Genomic DNA, 18,436 nt, shown 5'->3' with positions numbered 1-18,436 from the left:
TTCTGCTATTTTTGTAAACAGTCAGCATAAAACTGAACACCAAAAACACCACCATGATACGTAGCTTTACATCTATTATCTTTTTTTTGCTTGGTGCCGTGGCAGGCATCATTTTCTGGGGATTTTATACTACCGGAACATTTGCCTTTTTGCCCGCCGATAAACCTGTAACTACCCACAATACAGTACTCGAAAAAATAGAAGCTTTGGGTAACCTGGAGTTGATTCGTTATAAATACAAAGACATGGTAGAGCACGAAGTAATAAAGGCTTATTTGCCCGATCCTAAAGTAGTGCTTATGGTGACAGGAGAAGTGGTAGGCTGTATCAACCTAAAAAAGGTGAAAACCGATGATGTCATAGAAAAAAGAGATACTTTATACATTCGCTTGCCTCGCCCCGAAATTTGTTACTCTAAGGTAAATCACAATGAATCTAAGGTATTTGACACCCGTAATACTACCTTGTTTGCCGACCGTAGCAAGTTAATTGACCAAGCATATAAAATAGCTGAAAATCATTTGCCACAAGCTGCCAAGCAAGCCAATATCATAGAAAGAACCAGGGTTAGTGGAGAAAACCTTTTACGTCCTTTGTTTGAAAATTTGTCTAAGAAGAAAGTAGTGTTTACGTATGATGTAGGAGGAGAGAAAAAAATCAAACTAAAATAATATTGAAGCAACCAAGTGTTTCATAAAAAAAGAGCCTTTTGCCAAACAATGCTTGTTTGCCAAAAGGCTTTATTAGTTGTATTAGGTTCATTTTTGTTAAACAGGAAATTCAATTTTGTGAATTAAAATGATTCAAAATACTCAAATGCCTGGTAATCAAAGCTAAACCCTAAATATTAACCAATCTCTACCATTTCAATATCGAATATCAGGTCTTTGCCAGCCAATGGGTGGTTGGCATCTACCAAGATAGTAGTATCTTTGATCTCTTTTACGACTACCATGATTTGATTACCATTGGCAAGTTGAGCAGGCAATTCTGTACCTACTTTTACGTCCATTTGCTTTAATTGATCTTCATAAGGCATTTCTACCAACAGTTGATCATTCACAGGACCATAAGCTTGGTCGCTAGGAATGTTGATGGTTTTATTTTCGCCTAGTCCCATTCCAATTACACCTTGCTCGAATCCGGCAATCATTTGTTTTGCGCCTATGGTAAATTCGAGTGGTTCACGATCACGAGATGAGTCAAAGACAGTTCCATCAGTTAATTTGCCAGTATAGTGTACCTTAACTTTGTTTCCGTTTTGTGCAGTCATTGCAGAGGAGTTTTATAAAAAAAATAAAATAAGCGACAAATGTAGTGATAAAAGCTTGAAGCTACTATTCTGAACTATTTTTTAAGCCTTAGAGGAGTAATTCTCGATAAAAAATTAGGGTTGTACGAAGTTTTTAAAATCCTTGATATACAGGTGTTTACATATAAATCAAGGCGTTAATTGTAGGGGCTACCCTTGTGGTCGCCCTAGCAAAGAGCAAAAATGAGCGTATACGCCACCTTTTAAAAGTGAAAACAACCTTGTTTTGTTCGCTTTAACCTTGCAAAACACTTATTATCAATTGATTACAAGACTTCGTACACTCCTAATAAAAAATTGCAAAACGGTTTCTTTACCAATGCATTGTAAACATCTCTAAATTCCTGTAGGTTCGGTTTGAGTAACCTGCAAATTGTTTGGACAAAGACCAATAGAAGAACTAGAAAAAAAGTAGCTTGATAACTAACTCTCCTCAGGAAACTCAAGGTATTTTACAGGCACTTGATCGGTAAGCCATACACCGTTTTCAGACTGAAAAAAATTGTATCCATCTTGTTGCATGTCCAAGGCATTTACAGTTAAAATTACAGGTTGCCCATGCCGCCCTCCTACTTTTGTAGCTGTGTTTATATCTGCTGAAAGATGAACGTGGTGACGATTTCTTTTCTTAATCCCTTGCGCACGAATACTATGGACAAAACGAGTAGCAGTGCCGTGGTAGAGTTGAGCAGGTGGTTTGATAGCCTCATATCCTAAGTCAATCTGAATAGAGTGTCCCTGACTAGCTCTTATATACACCCCATCATCACTAAAAGCAAAACGTTTTTTGTCGTTTTGTGCCACTACCTTTTGCAGGTCTGCTAAAGTAATAGGGAAATAATTGTTAGAAAACCTATCTAACAACAAGTTTACCTCTACCCAACCTTCTTCATCCATGATCAACTCTATCTCTTCGGGACGGTGGCGTAATACATAACTTAATCGTTTGCTTATTTTTACTATTTGGTTCTTCTGCATGCTTTTGTTAATTTGGTTATGAACTAATCAGTGAATTACGAGGCAACATTGTTTGAAGTTGTATAAATTGCCGTGAAACCACTGGTTACGTAAGCCAACTATCAATATCTATCTTATGAAAATATATTCAACAGTTAAAAAAGGAGAGCTACACCCTGTATATTGTGAAGATTTTCTTATCAGTACATTTATGGGGGAAAGTTATTATTTGGGAGCGGTGCTCGATGGTTGTTCATCAGGCGAGGATTCTCACTTTGCTTCAGCATTGATGGGCAAGTTGCTCAAAAAAATAAGCAAGGGCATTTCTCAGGAAGAACGTTTATTGTTTGAGTCTCCACCACCTAGTGCCGAGAAAATAGCCACACAGGTGTTGCAAAAGCTGTTTTGGGAGTTACGCGATGCCCGCAAACAATTGGGGCTTGCCAATACCGAAATTTTATCGACTTTGATTTTACTGGTGTATGATGAAAACCTCAAGCAAGCTTATATTATGTCTATTGGTGATGGTATCATAGCCATTGATGGCAAAATTACAGAGATAGACCAAGAAAATATGCCTGATTATATGGCGTATCACCTCAACCACAGTTTTGATCAATGGCAGCAAAAGCAAGAACATATTTTTAAGGTAGATCAACCTACAGATATTAGTATTTCTACTGATGGCATTGATACTTTTCGCACTCATAAAACAGATAACCCCACTGATTTTAGCCCAATAGAGTTTTTGTTGCTGGACAATGCGCTCGAAAGTACTCAAAACATGCTGAGTCGTAAAGTCAACATCTTGCAAAAACAGTATGGCTATTTGCCAGCTGATGATTTGAGTATTCTCAGAATTAAGTTTTAACTTGGTTGACCCCATAGCACAATGAAAGCAATTACTGAAAATGGTCGTACCATTACAATTGATGATAAATATGAAATAAGGCGGGGAGGCGAAGGTAAAATTCTGACCATTCCTGAGCGCCCCGATCAGGTGGCCAAAATATACCTTGACCCAAACGTAACACACTTGGGTCAAGCTCAAAAAGATGCCTTAAGTGTACTGGATTCGACTTATTTTGTGCGCCCGATTGATTTGATTTATCAAAAAAAAGGCAAAAAAATCAATACTCAGAAAGGAGCTATAGGTTTTACGATGGAGTATTTGCCTCCCGACTTTGTACCATTAGCGGCTTTGTTCAAAAAAAACTATTGTACAAGTAACCAAATAGACGCTGGCTTTAAAAATAATTTGATTAAACAGTTGCCCTCAATCGTATCCCATGCACATAGTCAGGACATTGTCATTGGCGACCTGAGTGGTTACAATATTATGGTAAACCCACAAGGTACCCTCAAGTTTATAGATGTAGACGCTTACGAAACCCCCATTCATACTCATTCGGGGGTATTGTTCGATGAAATCAGGGATTATCTATACAAAGGTATTGTGTCAAAAAACAGTGATTATTTTGCTTTGTCAATAGTAGTTTTTAACCTCCTTACTTATATGCACCCTTTCAAGGGGGTTCACAAACTATACAAGGCAATGGCAGAGCGTATGGTGCGTAAGATTCCAGTATTTGCCAACGATGCTAACCTTATCATACCTAAATGTTACCTTCCGGTAAAAGATGTGACTTTACAGCAACAGTTTGAATTGTTGTATGCTGAGGGTGAACGGTTTATGCTTACGATAGGGCAACCCGTAGCACCTAGTGTAACAACCCCAGTAGTAGCCCCTGCCACGGTTACAGCGGGCAATTTAACTGTTAAAGAAGTATACCAACCCAAGCTTGACGAGTATATCATTAGGGTGGTATTTCAGCAAAACCAAGGTTTGATCATTACCAATTATCAAACCTTGGTATATGATGCCAGCAATCAAGGATATGTGACGCTTAAGCAAAGCATTACTTCAGCACAATTGCCTGCTTATTTGCCACAAGAAGAGTTGGAATGGTTTGCAGGAGAAAAAAATATTTTGGTTTTGCACCAAGGTAAACTATATCATTTGCTCAACGGTGGAGGTTTTCAACTCATTAGTAACTTTAGCCTTTCGGCGAAAGCCAGGTACAAGCTCATTGACAATATACTGGTAGTACTGGATGGCGAACATAAACGTTGGGTGCATTTAGATGATATAACCAAAGACTTTATTCGCATTGAGCAAACTCCCGTGTTTGTGCCTGGTTTTGATGTATTCAATGGCTTGATCCAAAACACGGGTGGGGTACAATATGTATTTTATCATTCAGGGCATAGTATTTCTACCGTCAAATCTGCTTTGCCACTAATTGCCTCTGTTCACATTCAAGGCAATGTAGGCTGGGTAAGTTACGATGAACAAGTAGCAGGTGAAGTGACCCGAAAATATGAATACTTTAGCATTGATGGGTTACAAATGAAAATGAGCGGAGAGCTATTACCAGGGCAGAGGCTCTTTGCTTACAAGACCACTTCGCCTCAGGCAGGAATTGTGTTTGAACCTAACGATGACCAAATGCTGGTAAGGCGTAGCCAGGACTTTAAGGTATTGCAAGAGTTTGATTGTAGTATTCTTACTACCGAAAGTAGCTTGGTGAGCACTCAGGCGGGAATTATTGCCTATGAAAAAGATTTTTGTTATTTGTTGAACAGTAAGTGAAGCAACAAGGCATGAGCGTCAAGTTTCAAGTGAAGAGAACTTTTAGGGCAAGTTAACTATTCCCAAATGTTGTAATAACATCATAGTATGGGCAAAAAGCCCTAAAAGCGTGCTTGCCACTTGTTGCTTGTACCTTATTGCTCATTACTTTCCTACTTTCACTACTTGTTTTTTCAAAGTGTTGAGGTCTATTTTAACGATTTGGTGATTGTTGGTGTCAGACACCCACATAACATTGCCTACAAACATTACATCATTGGGTTCATTTAGTCCAGCTACGAAAGTTTTCAAACGTTGGGTCTTCAGGTCAAACGTTTTTATTTTGCCATTATAGGTGTCGGCAATGTAGAGTTTGTTTGCACGAAAAGTAACCCCCACAGCATGTTGCAAACGCGCTTTGTTTGCTTTACCATCTACATCGCCAAACTCAAACAAACCTTTACCCAAAGGTGTATTTACTTTGCCTTTTACCAAATCAATGGCACGAATGGCGCTTGCCTCGCTATCTGCCACATACAACATATTGCCATTCTTTACCAAACCGCTGGGTTGATTAAAAGCCGACTTACGAAGACTACCATCAGTCAGGGCTTCGCGCCCACTGCCAGCAAAACGTTTGACCAGGTTGGTTTTTAAATTCATCGTCAAAATCTGATGATTACCCGCATTGGCAATGTACATCACCTCTCCATCAATCCACAAGTCCCAAGGGCTGTTAGGGTTCACGGCAACCCCCCAGCGTTCTTTGCCAAAGTAGTAGTCTAACCGACCATTGCCTGCTATAGTTTTCACTTTTTTGCGTAGAAGGTCTACCCTTCTTATTACATTATTTTTAGTGTCAGCCACATACAAAAAATTGCCTTTAAGTGCCAAACCGTGAGGCTCATAAAAAGTAGCCTTGTCAAAGTCTCCATCTTCTAAGCCTTGAGTTCCACTGCCGATTTGCAAAAGCACCTTGCCATTTTTATCTATTTTAAGAATACGGTTGTTGCCACTGTCCGAAATATACAATTCACCCTTGTCACCTTGAATCATTTTAGAGGGAAACCGCAAAAAACTATCCTTAACTTTGCCGCCTTGTTGGTGCTTTTCTAGCATAAAATTGAGCGGTTTGCGGTTGAGCTTATCGCCTCGCTCTTTGACCATTTTCTGGATATACAAACGCACAGCCTTGTAAAACCCCTCCCCGGCAGCATTGCCCACTACCCTACCTTCAGGGTCGATAAGCACTACAGTAGGCCAGGCATTTACCCCATAACTTTGCCATACCTTAAACTTGGCATCATTTACTACAGGGTGCTCTATACCAAATTTAAGAATTGCTTTTCGGATGTTTTTGTTGGCTCGTTCTGAATAAAACTTTGCCGAATGCACCCCAATCACTACTAACTCGTTAGGAAATTCTTTTTCCAGCTTACGCAAATCAGGAATTACATGCTGACAATTAATGCAGCCAAACGTCCAGAAGTCGAGCAATACCACCTTGCCTCTAAAATCTTTGATTTGCCACGATTTGTCGGTATTGAGCCAGCCATAAGGCGTGTTTATTTCGGGGGCAGGGTATTTACCTTTGGTTTTGTAATCAGCCGTAGTTTTATCGGATTGGTTTTGTGCCTGACAACTTAGAAAAGAAAAGGTTACCAAACTTATCAAAAACAAGAATTTATTCATACAGATGTTGATTTCGAACAAAATGGAGAGATTACACTCTTTTTATCATACAGATATGTTTGCAAATCATGCAAGCAATATAACAAACCTACGAAGGTATGCTTTGATTGGATGATCAAACAAAGAAAGGCAATTGGGCAGGAACAAAATGTCAGTCAGTTGACAATTAGTCAAACTTTACTCGCTTATAAATATCACTGACTTTAAGGCTTAAGTTCAATTTGGGTAAGGCTATTATTTGATTGGGGTCATTGTAAAAGGCATAAGACCATAAATCTTTTTGGCGGCTGTAAAGCTCTATTTCACAAGTGTTTTGTTCTACCAATATATAATACTCAAGTGAAGGCAAGCGCATATACGCCTTTTGTTTTTCGTTTTTGTCATAGCCTTGGGTAGACTTAGAGAGAACTTCTACCACCAAAGAAGGGTGTTTCACAGACACCTCTTGGTCGTTTGCTACATCATCGGCATTACAAGTAACCACTACATCAGGATATACATAATGCTTGTGTTGATCGATTTCTACTTTTACATCGCCAGAGTAGACTCGACAATTATCAGGTAATGCTGTGGTAAACCCAAAATATATATTCCCAGCAATTTGATTATGCCTTTTGGTACTCCCTGCCATGGCAAATACTTCGCCCTGATAGTATTCATAACGAATGCCTTCGGTTTGTTCCAGTTCGAGGTATTCTTCATAAGTATAATGAGTTTTAAGAGGTTCTGCTTGTCCCATAATCAAATCGTGTTTTAATCAAATTTTACTCGCTTATAAATATCACTGACTTTAAGGCTTAAGTCCAATTTGGGTAAGGCTATTATTTGATTGGGTTCATTGTAAAAGGCATAAGACCATAAACCCTTTTGGCGACTGTAAAGCTCTATTTCACAAGTGTTTTGTTCTATCAACATGTAATACTCAAGTGACAACAAGCGCATATACGCCTTTTGTTTTTCGTTTTTGTCATAGCCTTGGGTAGACTTAGAGAGAACTTCTATCACCAAAGAAGGGTGTTTCACAGACACCTCTTGATCGTTTTCTACATCATCGGCATTACAAGTAACCACTACATCAGGATATACATAATGCTTGTGTTGATCGATTTCTACTTTTACATCGCCAATAAAAACTTCGCAATGAGCGTTGAGTGATTGTTCGAATAAGAATAACGTATTTCTCGATATACGATTATGCCTTTTGGTACTCCCTGCCATAGCAAATACTTCGCCCTGATAGTATTCATAACGAATACCTTCGGTTTGTTCCAATTCGAGGTACTCTTCATAAGTATAATGAGTTTTAAGAGGTTCTGCTTGTCCCATAGTCAAATCGTGTTTTAATCAAACTTTACTCGCTTATAAATATCACTGACCTTAAGGCTTAAGTTCAATTTGGGCAAGGCTATTATTTGATTGGGGTCATTGTAAAAGGCATAAGACCATAAATCCTTTTGGCGACTGTAAAGCTCTATTTCACAAGTGTTTTGTTCTATCAACATGTAATACTCAAGTGAAGGCAAGCGCATATAGGCCTTTTGTTTTTCGTTTTTGTCGTAGCCTTGGGTAGACTTAGAGAGAACTTCTACCACCAAAGAAGGGTGTTTCACAGACACCTCTTGATCGTTTTCTACATCATCGGCATTACAAGTAACCACTACATCAGGGTATACATAATGCTTGTGTTGATCGATTTCTACTTTTACATCGCCAGAGTAGACTCGACAATCATCAGACATTTCATTATCTATCAGTTTTTGAGTATTAAACGAAATCTGACCATGCCTTTTGGTACTACCTGCCATGGCAAATACTTCGCCTTGATAGTATTCATAACGAATGCCTTCAGTTTGTTCCAGTTCGAGGTATTCTTCGTAAGTATAATGAGTTTTAAGAGGTTCTGCTTGTCCCATAGTCAAATATACAAAAAGCCCTTGAGAAATCATTTTCTCAAGGGCTTTCTATTGCCTTTTATGACAGGCAATTTGTTAATTTTTATGTACACCATTTACATTTTCAGTAGAGGCACTACTTACTTTCACCATAGGTTTTTCGTCGCTGTAATAACATTTGCGGCACAAAGGTTCATAAATGTCTTGTTCACCCAATACCACCTTCTCATCTGACGATACCAAACGATGCGAATAATGGGCAATGTCACCGCAGGTCACACAAATGGCATGTACCTTGGTCACATACTCAGCTACAGCCATGAGGTGAGGCATGGGGCCAAAGGGCTTGCCTTGAAAATCCATATCCAACCCGGCAGCGATTACTCTTATGCCTCGATTTGCCAATTCAATGCTTACATCTATAATTCCTTCGTCAAAAAACTGGGCTTCGTCTATACCCACTACATCACACTTGTCTATATTCTTCAGTATCTCTTGTGACGATGGCACTGGGGTTGACATTACCGCGTTGGCATTATGTGATACCACATGCCGGGCGTGAAAACGTGTATCTATGGCAGGTTTAAAAATAGCAACTTGTTGTTTGGCTATTTTGGCTCGTTTCACCCTGCGAATCAATTCTTCAGTTTTACCCGAAAACATAGATCCACATACTACTTCAATCCATCCTGTACTGTTATGGGGAGTATTTCTAATATTAGGCTCAATAAACATCTTGTATTGGTTAAAAAAAAACAGGTACCTCAGTAACAAAATTTTATGTGTGTTTTGACTGTTTGGGACAGCCATATAGTCTTAAATTATGCAAAAACTAAGGAAACATGAAGGTGAAAATTGCCACAAATTTACTTTATTTTTTTCAATAAAAAGAATGAAGCAATGAGAGGTTTTGGCAGTATATTATAAACCGTTGATTATTAAAAAATTACCCTGATCGAGAGTTTTGTGTGGCTGGGCTGTCTTTGCTTTGTTTTTAGCATTATTTGACTTTTGGAGCAAACTCTTTTGTGGCTCACCTGTAACCATTTTCTGAAGCGTGGGTTTCCCTCTTTGAAAATTAAAACAAACCATCATCATGAAAAGATTATTAAAACTTGGGGCACTTGTTATTATCATAAGCTGGCAACCTGCTGTTTTGTATGCACAAAAGGTTACAAAGAAAATACAAAAAAGTTTAGCTAAAACCAAAGTCCTGGTAGTAGACAATATAAATGGGTCAGTTACCATTCAAGGGAGCAACAATAGTAGCATTGAAATAACTGCCGAAAAGACCATTACCGGAGATAGTGAAAAAGAAGTAGTTCAAGGCAATAAAGAAACTTCTTTGGCAATGTTTACCCGAAATGATAGTGCCATTGTACATGTTAAAAATCCTTATATACTTTATCGGCATGGCTCTAGTAAAAAACGAAACTTTGGAGGTTATCGATGGGACAATGCAGACCAAAAAGATACAGGGTATAATTTCAAATTCAACATTACTGTCAAGGTTCCACAAAATATTCACTTGGTAGTCCATACTATCAACAATGGAGATATTAGTGTTGCCAATACACAAGGAGAGATAGTTGTGAATAACATCAATGGTTCAATTACATTAGATAACGTGGTGGGTAAAACTAAGGCTCGAACCATTAACGGACAGCTTAAGGCTAAGTACCGTCAAATACCTAATGCAAATTCTTCTTACTATACCCTCAATGGCGATATAAGAGTAAGTTATCCCCAAAGTTTATCGGCGCAACTTCGTTTTAAGTCGTTTAACGGAGAGTTTTATACTGACTATCCTATTAAATACCAGCCTACTCAGGTAACTCAAACTGCCTCAGGAAACGGTAAAAAAAAGATTTATAAAATCAATAAATATACTGCTGTAAAAGTCGGTGAAGGAGGAAAAGTATTTAAGTTTGAAACGTTTAACGGTAATATCTATATCAACAAACAGAGGTAGCTTTATAATACGGTCAATTATTCCTACAAAAATCAACAATATTCTTATTAACTTATTTTATAAAACACACTGAAAAAACATGAAACGCTTATATACAAATAATTTAAACCGAGCAATAAAACTAGGTATGATGGTCTTGTTAGTAACAGGAACATATATAACAGCCCAGGCTCAAAAGGTAGTGAACGTACCCTTAAGCAATCCCGGTAAACCAGGTAAACTCAAAATGACTACTACATTTGGTGCTATTAAAATAGTGGGTTACAACGGTAAAGAAGTCAAGGTATCTTCCTCTTCTGTACTTCCAAAAAAATCTCATTCTGATAAATCAGGAGGGTTGAAACGCATTGCCAATAGCTTTATGAAACTGACCATTACCGAAGAAAACAACTATGTAAAGATTTCTACCAGTAGTCACCAACGTATTACTTATTTAATACAAGTACCTCGTAAATTTGACCTAAAACTAGGCATGGTAAATGGAGGTGACATGGAAATAGAAAATATAGAGGGTGAAATAGAAGCCAGTAATGTAAACGGGAGCATTACTGCAAAGAATATATCGGGAGCGATGCTTGCCAATACAGTGAATGGTAAAATTGTTGTAGATTTTGATAAGATAAAACCTAACACTCCCATGTCTTTTCGGGGTTTAAGCGGCAAGATTGATCTTACCTTGCCCAAGACTACCAAAGCTACCTTTAAAATGCGAGCAGACCGAGGAGATGTTTTTAGTGATTTTGAGATGGATATAGTAGACGAACCAACCGTAGTAAAAAAGGGTGACAACAAAAAACATATCATTGTGAGCAAGTGGGTAAAAGGTAAACTCAATGGAGGAGGGGCTAATTTCACACTTAAAAACATGCATGGCAATATTTACATACGGCAAAAAAAATAAACTCCTCTATGTTTAATATACAAAACCCCTTGTAAGTACTTTACAAGGGGTTAATTTTTTATAAAAAGGTAGTGTATTTATACTGTTATTGCTTCTTCTTCCAATAACCAACGACGTGCATTGGTTTCTCCTTGAAAATAACGAGTGATTTTACTGGTAGGCAAGTCTTCCTCTATGGTTTGTTCCACTGACAAATGGCTTAGAGCATCAAGACTAGTGACTATTGCTACTTTTTCAATTTTGAGTGTTTCCATAAATGGAAATATATTTTCAACCAACCAATCTTGTACTTCTGGGCTGATAGTAAACTGAAAGCCACGAAGGTTGAGTAAAACAAAACGAGGTTGGTGTGAGCGCAAATCTTTTAAAAAACCATAAGAGCCATTGATAAAGTCTTCGTCTACTAAGCGTAGGGTAGCAGGGTACGCTGCCACATACAGCAACGATAAACGGTTATTGATGGTACGGGTTGACCATTCATTATTGTGAATTTTCATACAGTTGTGTGGTAGTATTAAGGCATGACAAAAACACATAGTTTTAAGCAACTATTTCTCTGACAGGTTTGACTAAAAAAGAGGGTATAACCAAAGCTGTGGTAGTTCTTCACAGCATAAGTTTTAACAAAGCATGTCGGAAAAAGAAGTTGTTAAAAATGCGTATTTATTTTTGACACATCCCCAAGGTTGAAAAAAAGTGGTAAAGTAAATATTAACAGGTCGAGCAGTTGTCAACCCACCGGTGTCATTGTGTAATAAGTTATTAGATAAAAAACATTGATTTTATTAAAAAAAATCACAATATGACAAAATGTACTATTTTCATATTGATAGATATGCCTTCGAAACGTGAATACGCCTTTAAAAGTTCTCCTAACTATGCTTAAATGAGGAGTAAAGGGGAACTTTAACATAAAAAAACGCCTAATTGATTTATGTACTTACTTTAGAAGGAAATAGAGGTGTATGTCATGTAATAAATAAATCAAAAGTATAGCATTTAAAGCTTAATTATTAAATTCATCTTCTAAAATAGCATACTCCCAAGTGTCAGCCCACCCTGTTTTCAAGGGCAATGCTTTACGCTTACGCCCCTCTGAAGTCATGCCTATTTTTTCTAATACTTTGATTGATCTTTGGTTTTCAATGGCACACCCTGCTTCTATACGGTGCAACACCAGGTCATGAAAAGCAAAACGAAGCATTTCAGACACTGCTTCGGTGGCTATGCCAAGCCCCCAGTAGTTTGAGTGTATCTTATACCATATTTCTCCATTACGCATTTTGGATGTTCCCAGGTGTAACCCCACTAAGCCCACAAAGCGTTGCTCAAACTCTACTGCTAATGTATAGTTCTTGCGAGTCTTTGACCGCTGAAAAGCAACCCATTGTTGCAAAATGTTCAAGGTTTCTTGTTTGTTTCGGGGTATACCAAGTGTATTGAACTCGTCTGTTTCTGGCAAAGAGTGTAGTTCATGCACACTGTCAAGGTCGTGTAAACTCAACTCGCGAAGTATTAAGCGAGGGGTTTCAAATTTAGAAGTAATCACAATTGGCAAAAGTTAATAAATAATGAAATATACAGGTTGATAGGTAATTGGTAAAGATACTACGAAAAATCATAGTCTACTAATAGGTAAAATCACTCGCTAAATCTTAGCTTTATGAACCAGTCGTTGAAGACTACTTGATATAAAACATTGAAAAACAACCTTATAAAACAAACCCAAGTACCATACCATTAAAAAACTGCCTGACAGACAATATTTGTCGTTGCCTAAAGGTTTCGGGTTTCCTAACTTCTGGCTACCTTTGTTGAGTATTAAACTAGTAATTATACAAAGATGCATATTGCAATTGCAGGAAACATTGGGGCGGGTAAAACCACTCTCGCCAGTAAACTGGCAGAACATTACAACTGGATACCTTGCTTTGAATCGGTAGAGGATAATCCTTATTTGGAGGATTTTTATGGTGACATGCAAAAATGGGCTTTTCATTTACAAATACATTTTTTAAATCATCGCTTTAATCAAGTAGTACAAGTACAGCAAAATCCTTTGCCTACCATTCAGGATAGAACTATTTATGAAGATGCGCACATTTTTGCCAAAGGTTTGCATACATCAGGCATTATGAGCCCACGTGATTTTACAAACTATTGGAAGGTATACAACACCATGCTCTCGTTTGTGGCGTCACCCGATGTGCTTATTTACCTCAAAGGAGACCTGCCTAAATTGATGGAACAAATAAAAAGGCGTGGGCGGGAGTATGAGCAGGATCTGGAAGACTACGTGGCAGACCTTAATGTACACTATAACCATTGGATTAAAGGATACAAAGAGAGCCCTTTGATAATATATGATATCAATAAGTCTGATTTTTTGCGTAGCAAAAGCGATTGGGAGCATTTATTACACCAGATTGATCAAGTGCTTATCGATAAAAAAGGGATCATTTCTCATTAAAAAACTTTGATGACCAACACCATTAAAATAGCACACAAAGCAATGAAAAGTAATATCATAAAAATAACTTGCCTATGTATTCTGGTTACAGGACTGGCTGTTGTAACCACTAATAAAACTCAGGCACAACAAAAAGAAGTGAGAGAAGCTCAAAGTTTATACCGACAGGTAAAACGTGCCCGTGAAAATGGAAGATTGTTTGAAAGTATTTCAGAACTGAACAAAACAGGGTTGCGTATGCCTCTTATTGGAACTTATAATCGTATTGAACGGTACTTTTATAAGTTGACCGTTGAAAAAAAAACGATTTTACGGACAATCCTTGTTAAAATAGAACGCAATAATATACGTTATAACCAAGAATTCCTCTTTAATCTGGCAGGTGAACCTGTGTATATTTTTGAAAGCCAAAACGATTTTAAAAAGTATAAATACCGTACACTTAAGATTTATTATAATAAGGACAAGCCTGTGCAATGGGTAAAAGGCAGGGCTGTAATAGATGGTCGTTTCTTAAAAAAGGAGCACTTGGTAAGAGTAGAGGAGTTGCTAAATAAAGCCAAGAAGTATTACCAAAAATATAAAATACAGGTAAAGGGTATAGAGCAACTAAAGTAATATTATTGTACACAACTACAGTTATACAGGCTAAAATAACATATAGCTGCGTAGTTTATGATCAAGTGAAAAGAATTGTCTATAATTACGAACAACCACAACGCCACCCACACTGGTTTTTTGTCTGAAAAACCGTAATTGGTGCTTTCTTTGCGCCAATTAATTAACTTGATCCAATATAGGGCTAATTGAAATTTGTCAATCAGAAAATGAGTAATCAATATGATTACGCAAGTGGTTGCTGTAAAGAAAAACATGAAGGGTAAGGTGTATAATATACTATGTATACTACACGCCAGCCATCCTTCTAAGTCAAAGCGGGTTTTACGCGCTGCCATCCAATCGTTTTGTAAAAGGTAGTCCCCGATTAAATGCAATAATATTTGTAACATAATTGCAATTTGCCTATATTTTGATCAGTACTCAGAAGCAAAGGTAAGCTTTTTAGATGAATATATTTCTACATTAAATTCAGTAAAATAGATGGCAAAGTCGCTCATAAACAGATTAGTCGAGGGATTTCTGAATGCATTTGTGCAATTGCACATTCAAATACCTGTATACAAAATCGAACACCTGGCTACACTGGTGCATCACTCTATGGACGGCGAAAAACGTAATTTTCATACTTCACGTCACGCATTATCTGTTTCTGAAGCACAAGATGGTATACCCACCCTTGCAGGGTTATTTCACGACATTATTTATTTTCAGATAGACAATGGGTTTCCAATGTATACCCACGAAATACTGATGCCTTTTGTAGAAATAGATGGTGATGAAGTATTCATCAAACCAGAGTTTGAGATAGAAGACATATTATTTACCTTTTGCCTCGAAATTTTTGAGTTTCAACCTGGGCAAAAACTTTCACCCTTTAGTGGACTAAACGAATTTTTGAGTGCTTTTGTCGCAGCCAAGTCTCTCGAAGAGTTTCTTACTCGTAAGCAGCTCCTGATGATTATTGCTTGTATAGAGGCCACTATTCCTTTCCGTATGCCCGATAAACGGGGCATTTCGGCGTATGACCGCCTTGAAATGCGTTTGCGACGTATCAGTATACAATACGATGTAGATTTTTCGGAGCACGAGATTAGTCAAACAGTGCGTTGGGGGGTAACCCTTGCCAATAAAGATGTAGAAAACTTTGCTTACCAAGATGTAGGAGAGTTTTTAGATCATACCTGGGCTTTATTGCCTGAAACTAATGGGACATTATGGGCTACTGAGGTCTATTCTATCCGTAATTACCGTCAGGCATTGTTAAAAATGGAAAACTTTCTGAGTTTTTTGAATCCTGACAGTGTTTTTCAACAATACAAGGACACGCCTGATAACAAGTATTACCACGAACTCAACCAACAGGCACATTATAACATTGGCATTGCCCGCGATTATCTGGGAATCAAGTTGTTAAATATTGCCATTATAGAGGCTTTGGCATTAACTACCGGAGGTGATGTACCCATTTCTATGTTTTTGGGAGACATTAAACACCCAGGACAGAAAGTAGAACGTGCAGAAGATTACCTACCCAAAACCGGATTAAACGATGACCTAGAGTACAACGAAGTGCTGTATGCCTTGCTTGAGTTTGGGCGTGCTCACGAGTCAAGTTTTGACATGAAAAACTCTCCATTGGCTTCTTTTGTGTATAAATCGTTGGGGACAAAAAAAACCAATGACTACCTCAATTCGGCAAAAGATATGTTTGCTCACCGCATTTCACCCGAAGACTTCTTGCGTAAAATGGAACCTCACGTAGTTTGCTCTATAGCCAAGGCCTGCGCCATGCTTGCTTTTACCCGTCGCGAAGCTTTGCTTGATCAATATGGTCAAATTGAAGGCTTGATGGAGCGATAAGACTATATATTTAACTTTGTTCTAAAATAGCCATAAGTTTGTGATTTAGATATAATTTTTCTTTCCCAAATTTAATTGACTTCAAAAATCCCTGCTTTTCAAGTTCTTTTAAATAATTACCTACCGTTTTAGGGTTTCCCAGGTTAGCGTTTATTAAAAACTGTCTTTTGGTATAAGGAAGCTTGAATAAGACTTCTATTAAGTCCTTGGAATATATTTTAGGAAGTTTTTCTTGTATTTCCTGTGCCATACTTTGTATTAGTTGCATTATCTCGCTTAGTCTCTGAAGACCTTTTTGAGACGCAAACTCTATCATATCCATCATATATATTATCCAACCTTCCCAATCAGCTTCTTCTGTTACTAACCTTAACTTCGGATAATATGCTGTTTTATTTTGGATAATATATTCACTAAGATAAATAGCTGGAATATCCAAAAGCTTTTCCATTTTCAAATAGAGCAATAGTAAAATTCGTCCTGTTCTCCCATTACCATCCAAAAAAGGATGAATTGCTTCAAATTGGTAATGCATTAATGCCATTTTGATTAAAGGGTCAAGTGCCTGATCTTCATTAATGAATTTTTCTAGGTTTGATAGTTTATCACGGATTATCTCTTCACCTGAAGGAGGGGTATAAATAGTTTCACCTTTTGCATTTGACAAGGTTGTTCCAGATGTTTTGCGTATGCCTGAAGTATTATTTTTTATGCATTGAACAATTTGTATACAAAGGTTAGTCGTTATAAATGATTTAGAATCCAACGTTTCTAAACCTAACCATAGTGCTTTTTTATAGTGCAAAACCTCCTTGTTTGCTGAGTTATCAATTTTTTTATCTGCCACAACAGCCTTGTATAATTCATCATTTGTTGTAATTATGTTTTCTATTTCAGAACTGCCTTTTGCTTCTTGAAAATAAATTGTATCCAACAATAATGTAGGATTAGGCAGGTTAGTAATTGCTCCATTGAGTTGGGCTAATGCTCTACTTGCTGTAATAGCCTTACGTAAAATGTTTGTTGTTTCTAAATTTACTTTGGGAGGCAATAACGGTAGGCCATTATATGGTTGATTCTTGTCGAAGTTAATCATAATAGAATGAGGGTAAGGTTTACACTTGTTATTACAATGAGGGTAAAATTAATAAAAATTTACACTTGTTGGTAAAAGCAAAGACTTTAATCTGTTTAATGTAAGAGAAACATTATGACTTTTTCATAGAAGCCAACGATTCAGGCTTCTTAACAAAAAAATACTTACCTTCGGTACTTCTTACCACTCCCCAGAATTTTATGTTTTACATTATTTTAGTTGTTGCAAGCATTCTGACAGGTTTTATCAATACACTCGCTGGAAGCGGTAGCCTAATTATGTTGCCACTTCTCATGGCAGCAGGTTTGCCTGCCAATATAGCCAATGGTACTAACCGGGTAGCTACTTTAGTACAAAGCATTGTGGGAGTTGGTACGTTTGTAAGAAATAAAAAAATGGACATCAAAGATAGCCAGTTGCCAATAGGTGTGTGTGTGGTAGGGGCATTTTTTGGAGCTTTTATTGCTACACGCACCGATCCAGCTTTTTTGAAGCAGTTTATCAAATACTTAATGATTGTCATGTTTTTTGTGATTTTGGTCAAACCAAAACGCTGGTTCAAGGAAGCAGATATAGCCAGTAATAAACACAAACATCCACTTACCCTTATACTGTTATTTTTTGCTGGAGTATATGCAGGGTTTATTCAGGCTGGCATTGGTATTATTTTGTTGGCTATTTTAGTATTGAGGGCTGATTTTAGTTTGCCTTACGCTAACTTTGTCAAGCTAGTCATAGTGTTGGTATATGCGCTTCCGGTGCTTATTATTTTTGTTGCTGATAATGAAGTAAATTGGAAATTAGGGGGGATTACAGCTTGTGGGCAGGGCTTAGGAGCTTTTTTGGGTGCCCGATTTGCTACTCGTTACAAAAATGTACAAATATGGATTTATCGCTTGTTGGTCTTTGTGGTATTTTCGGCGATCATCTATTTATTTAAAGATGATTTGGGGCGTTTGCTGGGCATTGACCTAAGCATACAACCTGCCTAAGCCTGAAGTTTATTTTCAAACCCACGAAAAACTAAAAAA

Annotated in this window: 20 protein-coding genes; 9 read left to right on the top strand and 11 right to left on the bottom strand. The window is 37.5% G+C overall.

Features of this window, described 5'->3' with window-relative positions; translation table 11 throughout:
• Positions 1 to 53 precede the first annotated feature (53 nt).
• Positions 54 to 671, top strand: coding sequence for a DUF4230 domain-containing protein (locus Q0954_RS08565; RefSeq protein ID WP_299455889.1), 618 nt, complete (start codon positions 54 to 56; stop codon positions 669 to 671).
• Between the two features lie 176 nt (positions 672 to 847).
• On the opposite strand, the gene Q0954_RS08560 is transcribed toward Q0954_RS08565, so the two are convergent.
• The gene (locus Q0954_RS08560; protein WP_002695019.1) at positions 848 to 1,273 is read right to left on the bottom strand and encodes a peptidylprolyl isomerase; all 426 of its coding nucleotides are present in this window, start codon (positions 1,271 to 1,273) and stop codon (positions 848 to 850) included.
• Between the two features lie 462 nt (positions 1,274 to 1,735).
• Positions 1,736 to 2,290, bottom strand: coding sequence for an RNA 2'-phosphotransferase (locus tag Q0954_RS08555; protein WP_299455881.1), 555 nt, complete (start codon positions 2,288 to 2,290; stop codon positions 1,736 to 1,738).
• Positions 2,291 to 2,405: 115 nt separating this feature from the next.
• On the opposite strand from Q0954_RS08555, the gene Q0954_RS08550 reads away from it, so the two are divergent.
• Both Q0954_RS08550 and Q0954_RS08545 read left to right on the top strand, forming a co-directional pair.
• A complete protein-coding gene (locus Q0954_RS08550; protein ID WP_299455879.1) occupies positions 2,406 to 3,140 on the top strand; it encodes a protein phosphatase 2C domain-containing protein in 735 nt (244 codons plus the stop codon).
• Positions 3,141 to 3,161: 21 nt separating this feature from the next.
• The gene (locus tag Q0954_RS08545) at positions 3,162 to 4,922 is read left to right on the top strand and encodes a hypothetical protein (protein WP_299455877.1); all 1,761 of its coding nucleotides are present in this window, start codon (positions 3,162 to 3,164) and stop codon (positions 4,920 to 4,922) included.
• A gap of 144 nt (positions 4,923 to 5,066) precedes the next feature.
• On the opposite strand, the gene Q0954_RS08540 is transcribed toward Q0954_RS08545, so the two are convergent.
• The 5 genes from Q0954_RS08540 to Q0954_RS08520 form a co-directional block, all read right to left on the bottom strand.
• Positions 5,067 to 6,593 (bottom strand): thioredoxin-like domain-containing protein, encoded by a 1,527-nt coding sequence (locus Q0954_RS08540; protein ID WP_299455875.1) that lies wholly within the window; start codon positions 6,591 to 6,593, stop codon positions 5,067 to 5,069.
• Positions 6,594 to 6,759: 166 nt separating this feature from the next.
• Positions 6,760 to 7,332: a Uma2 family endonuclease gene (locus tag Q0954_RS08535; RefSeq protein ID WP_299455873.1), complete on the bottom strand. Its 573-nt coding sequence runs from the start codon at positions 7,330 to 7,332 to the stop codon at positions 6,760 to 6,762.
• Positions 7,333 to 7,346: 14 nt separating this feature from the next.
• The gene (locus tag Q0954_RS08530; protein WP_299455871.1) at positions 7,347 to 7,919 is read right to left on the bottom strand and encodes a Uma2 family endonuclease; all 573 of its coding nucleotides are present in this window, start codon (positions 7,917 to 7,919) and stop codon (positions 7,347 to 7,349) included.
• Positions 7,920 to 7,933: 14 nt separating this feature from the next.
• On the bottom strand, positions 7,934 to 8,506 hold the full coding sequence (locus Q0954_RS08525; RefSeq protein WP_299455869.1) for a Uma2 family endonuclease: 573 nt from the start codon (positions 8,504 to 8,506) through the stop codon (positions 7,934 to 7,936).
• A gap of 75 nt (positions 8,507 to 8,581) precedes the next feature.
• On the bottom strand, positions 8,582 to 9,220 hold the full coding sequence (locus Q0954_RS08520; RefSeq protein WP_299455867.1) for a thymidine kinase: 639 nt from the start codon (positions 9,218 to 9,220) through the stop codon (positions 8,582 to 8,584).
• Between the two features lie 361 nt (positions 9,221 to 9,581).
• Here Q0954_RS08520 and Q0954_RS08515 point away from each other — a divergent pair, with 361 nt between their 5' ends.
• Positions 9,582 to 10,457, top strand: a complete 876-nt coding sequence (locus tag Q0954_RS08515; RefSeq protein ID WP_299455865.1) for a DUF4097 family beta strand repeat-containing protein — start codon at positions 9,582 to 9,584, stop codon at positions 10,455 to 10,457.
• A gap of 127 nt (positions 10,458 to 10,584) precedes the next feature.
• On the top strand, positions 10,585 to 11,358 hold the full coding sequence (locus tag Q0954_RS08510) for a DUF4097 family beta strand repeat-containing protein (RefSeq protein WP_299455863.1): 774 nt from the start codon (positions 10,585 to 10,587) through the stop codon (positions 11,356 to 11,358).
• Between the two features lie 77 nt (positions 11,359 to 11,435).
• On the opposite strand, the gene Q0954_RS08505 is transcribed toward Q0954_RS08510, so the two are convergent.
• On the bottom strand, positions 11,436 to 11,855 hold the full coding sequence (locus Q0954_RS08505; protein WP_299455861.1) for a hypothetical protein: 420 nt from the start codon (positions 11,853 to 11,855) through the stop codon (positions 11,436 to 11,438).
• 509 nt (positions 11,856 to 12,364) lie between these two features.
• A complete protein-coding gene (locus Q0954_RS08500; protein ID WP_299455859.1) occupies positions 12,365 to 12,907 on the bottom strand; it encodes a GNAT family N-acetyltransferase in 543 nt (180 codons plus the stop codon).
• A gap of 294 nt (positions 12,908 to 13,201) precedes the next feature.
• On the opposite strand from Q0954_RS08500, the gene Q0954_RS08495 reads away from it, so the two are divergent.
• Together Q0954_RS08495 and Q0954_RS08490 are read left to right on the top strand one after the other, a co-directional pair.
• Complete coding sequence (locus Q0954_RS08495; protein ID WP_299455857.1) at positions 13,202 to 13,828, top strand: deoxynucleoside kinase; 627 nt, start codon at positions 13,202 to 13,204, stop codon at positions 13,826 to 13,828.
• Between the two features lie 9 nt (positions 13,829 to 13,837).
• Positions 13,838 to 14,446 (top strand): hypothetical protein, encoded by a 609-nt coding sequence (locus Q0954_RS08490; RefSeq protein WP_299455855.1) that lies wholly within the window; start codon positions 13,838 to 13,840, stop codon positions 14,444 to 14,446.
• Between the two features lie 2 nt (positions 14,447 to 14,448).
• On the opposite strand, the gene Q0954_RS35055 is transcribed toward Q0954_RS08490, so the two are convergent.
• Entirely contained in the window at positions 14,449 to 14,838 is a 390-nt protein-coding gene (locus tag Q0954_RS35055; RefSeq protein ID WP_366916725.1) for a DUF3307 domain-containing protein, read from the bottom strand.
• Positions 14,839 to 14,929: 91 nt separating this feature from the next.
• Between Q0954_RS35055 and Q0954_RS08485 the strand changes: the two genes are divergently transcribed.
• Positions 14,930 to 16,309: a hypothetical protein gene (locus Q0954_RS08485; RefSeq protein ID WP_299455853.1), complete on the top strand. Its 1,380-nt coding sequence runs from the start codon at positions 14,930 to 14,932 to the stop codon at positions 16,307 to 16,309.
• 10 nt (positions 16,310 to 16,319) lie between these two features.
• Here Q0954_RS08485 and Q0954_RS08480 read toward each other — a convergent pair whose 3' ends face one another.
• Positions 16,320 to 17,405, bottom strand: coding sequence for a Fic/DOC family N-terminal domain-containing protein (locus tag Q0954_RS08480; RefSeq protein ID WP_299455851.1), 1,086 nt, complete (start codon positions 17,403 to 17,405; stop codon positions 16,320 to 16,322).
• A 200-nt stretch (positions 17,406 to 17,605) separates the two neighbouring features.
• Here Q0954_RS08480 and Q0954_RS08475 point away from each other — a divergent pair, with 200 nt between their 5' ends.
• Positions 17,606 to 18,397 (top strand): TSUP family transporter, encoded by a 792-nt coding sequence (locus Q0954_RS08475; protein WP_299455849.1) that lies wholly within the window; start codon positions 17,606 to 17,608, stop codon positions 18,395 to 18,397.
• Positions 18,398 to 18,436: the final 39 nt, after the last annotated feature.

The organism is uncultured Microscilla sp. (assembly GCF_947493425.1).
In the GTDB taxonomy this organism is placed as follows: domain Bacteria; phylum Bacteroidota; class Bacteroidia; order Cytophagales; family Microscillaceae; genus Microscilla.
Note: the sequence above shows the minus strand (reverse complement) of the source record. Positions and strands in the feature narration are given on the sequence as shown.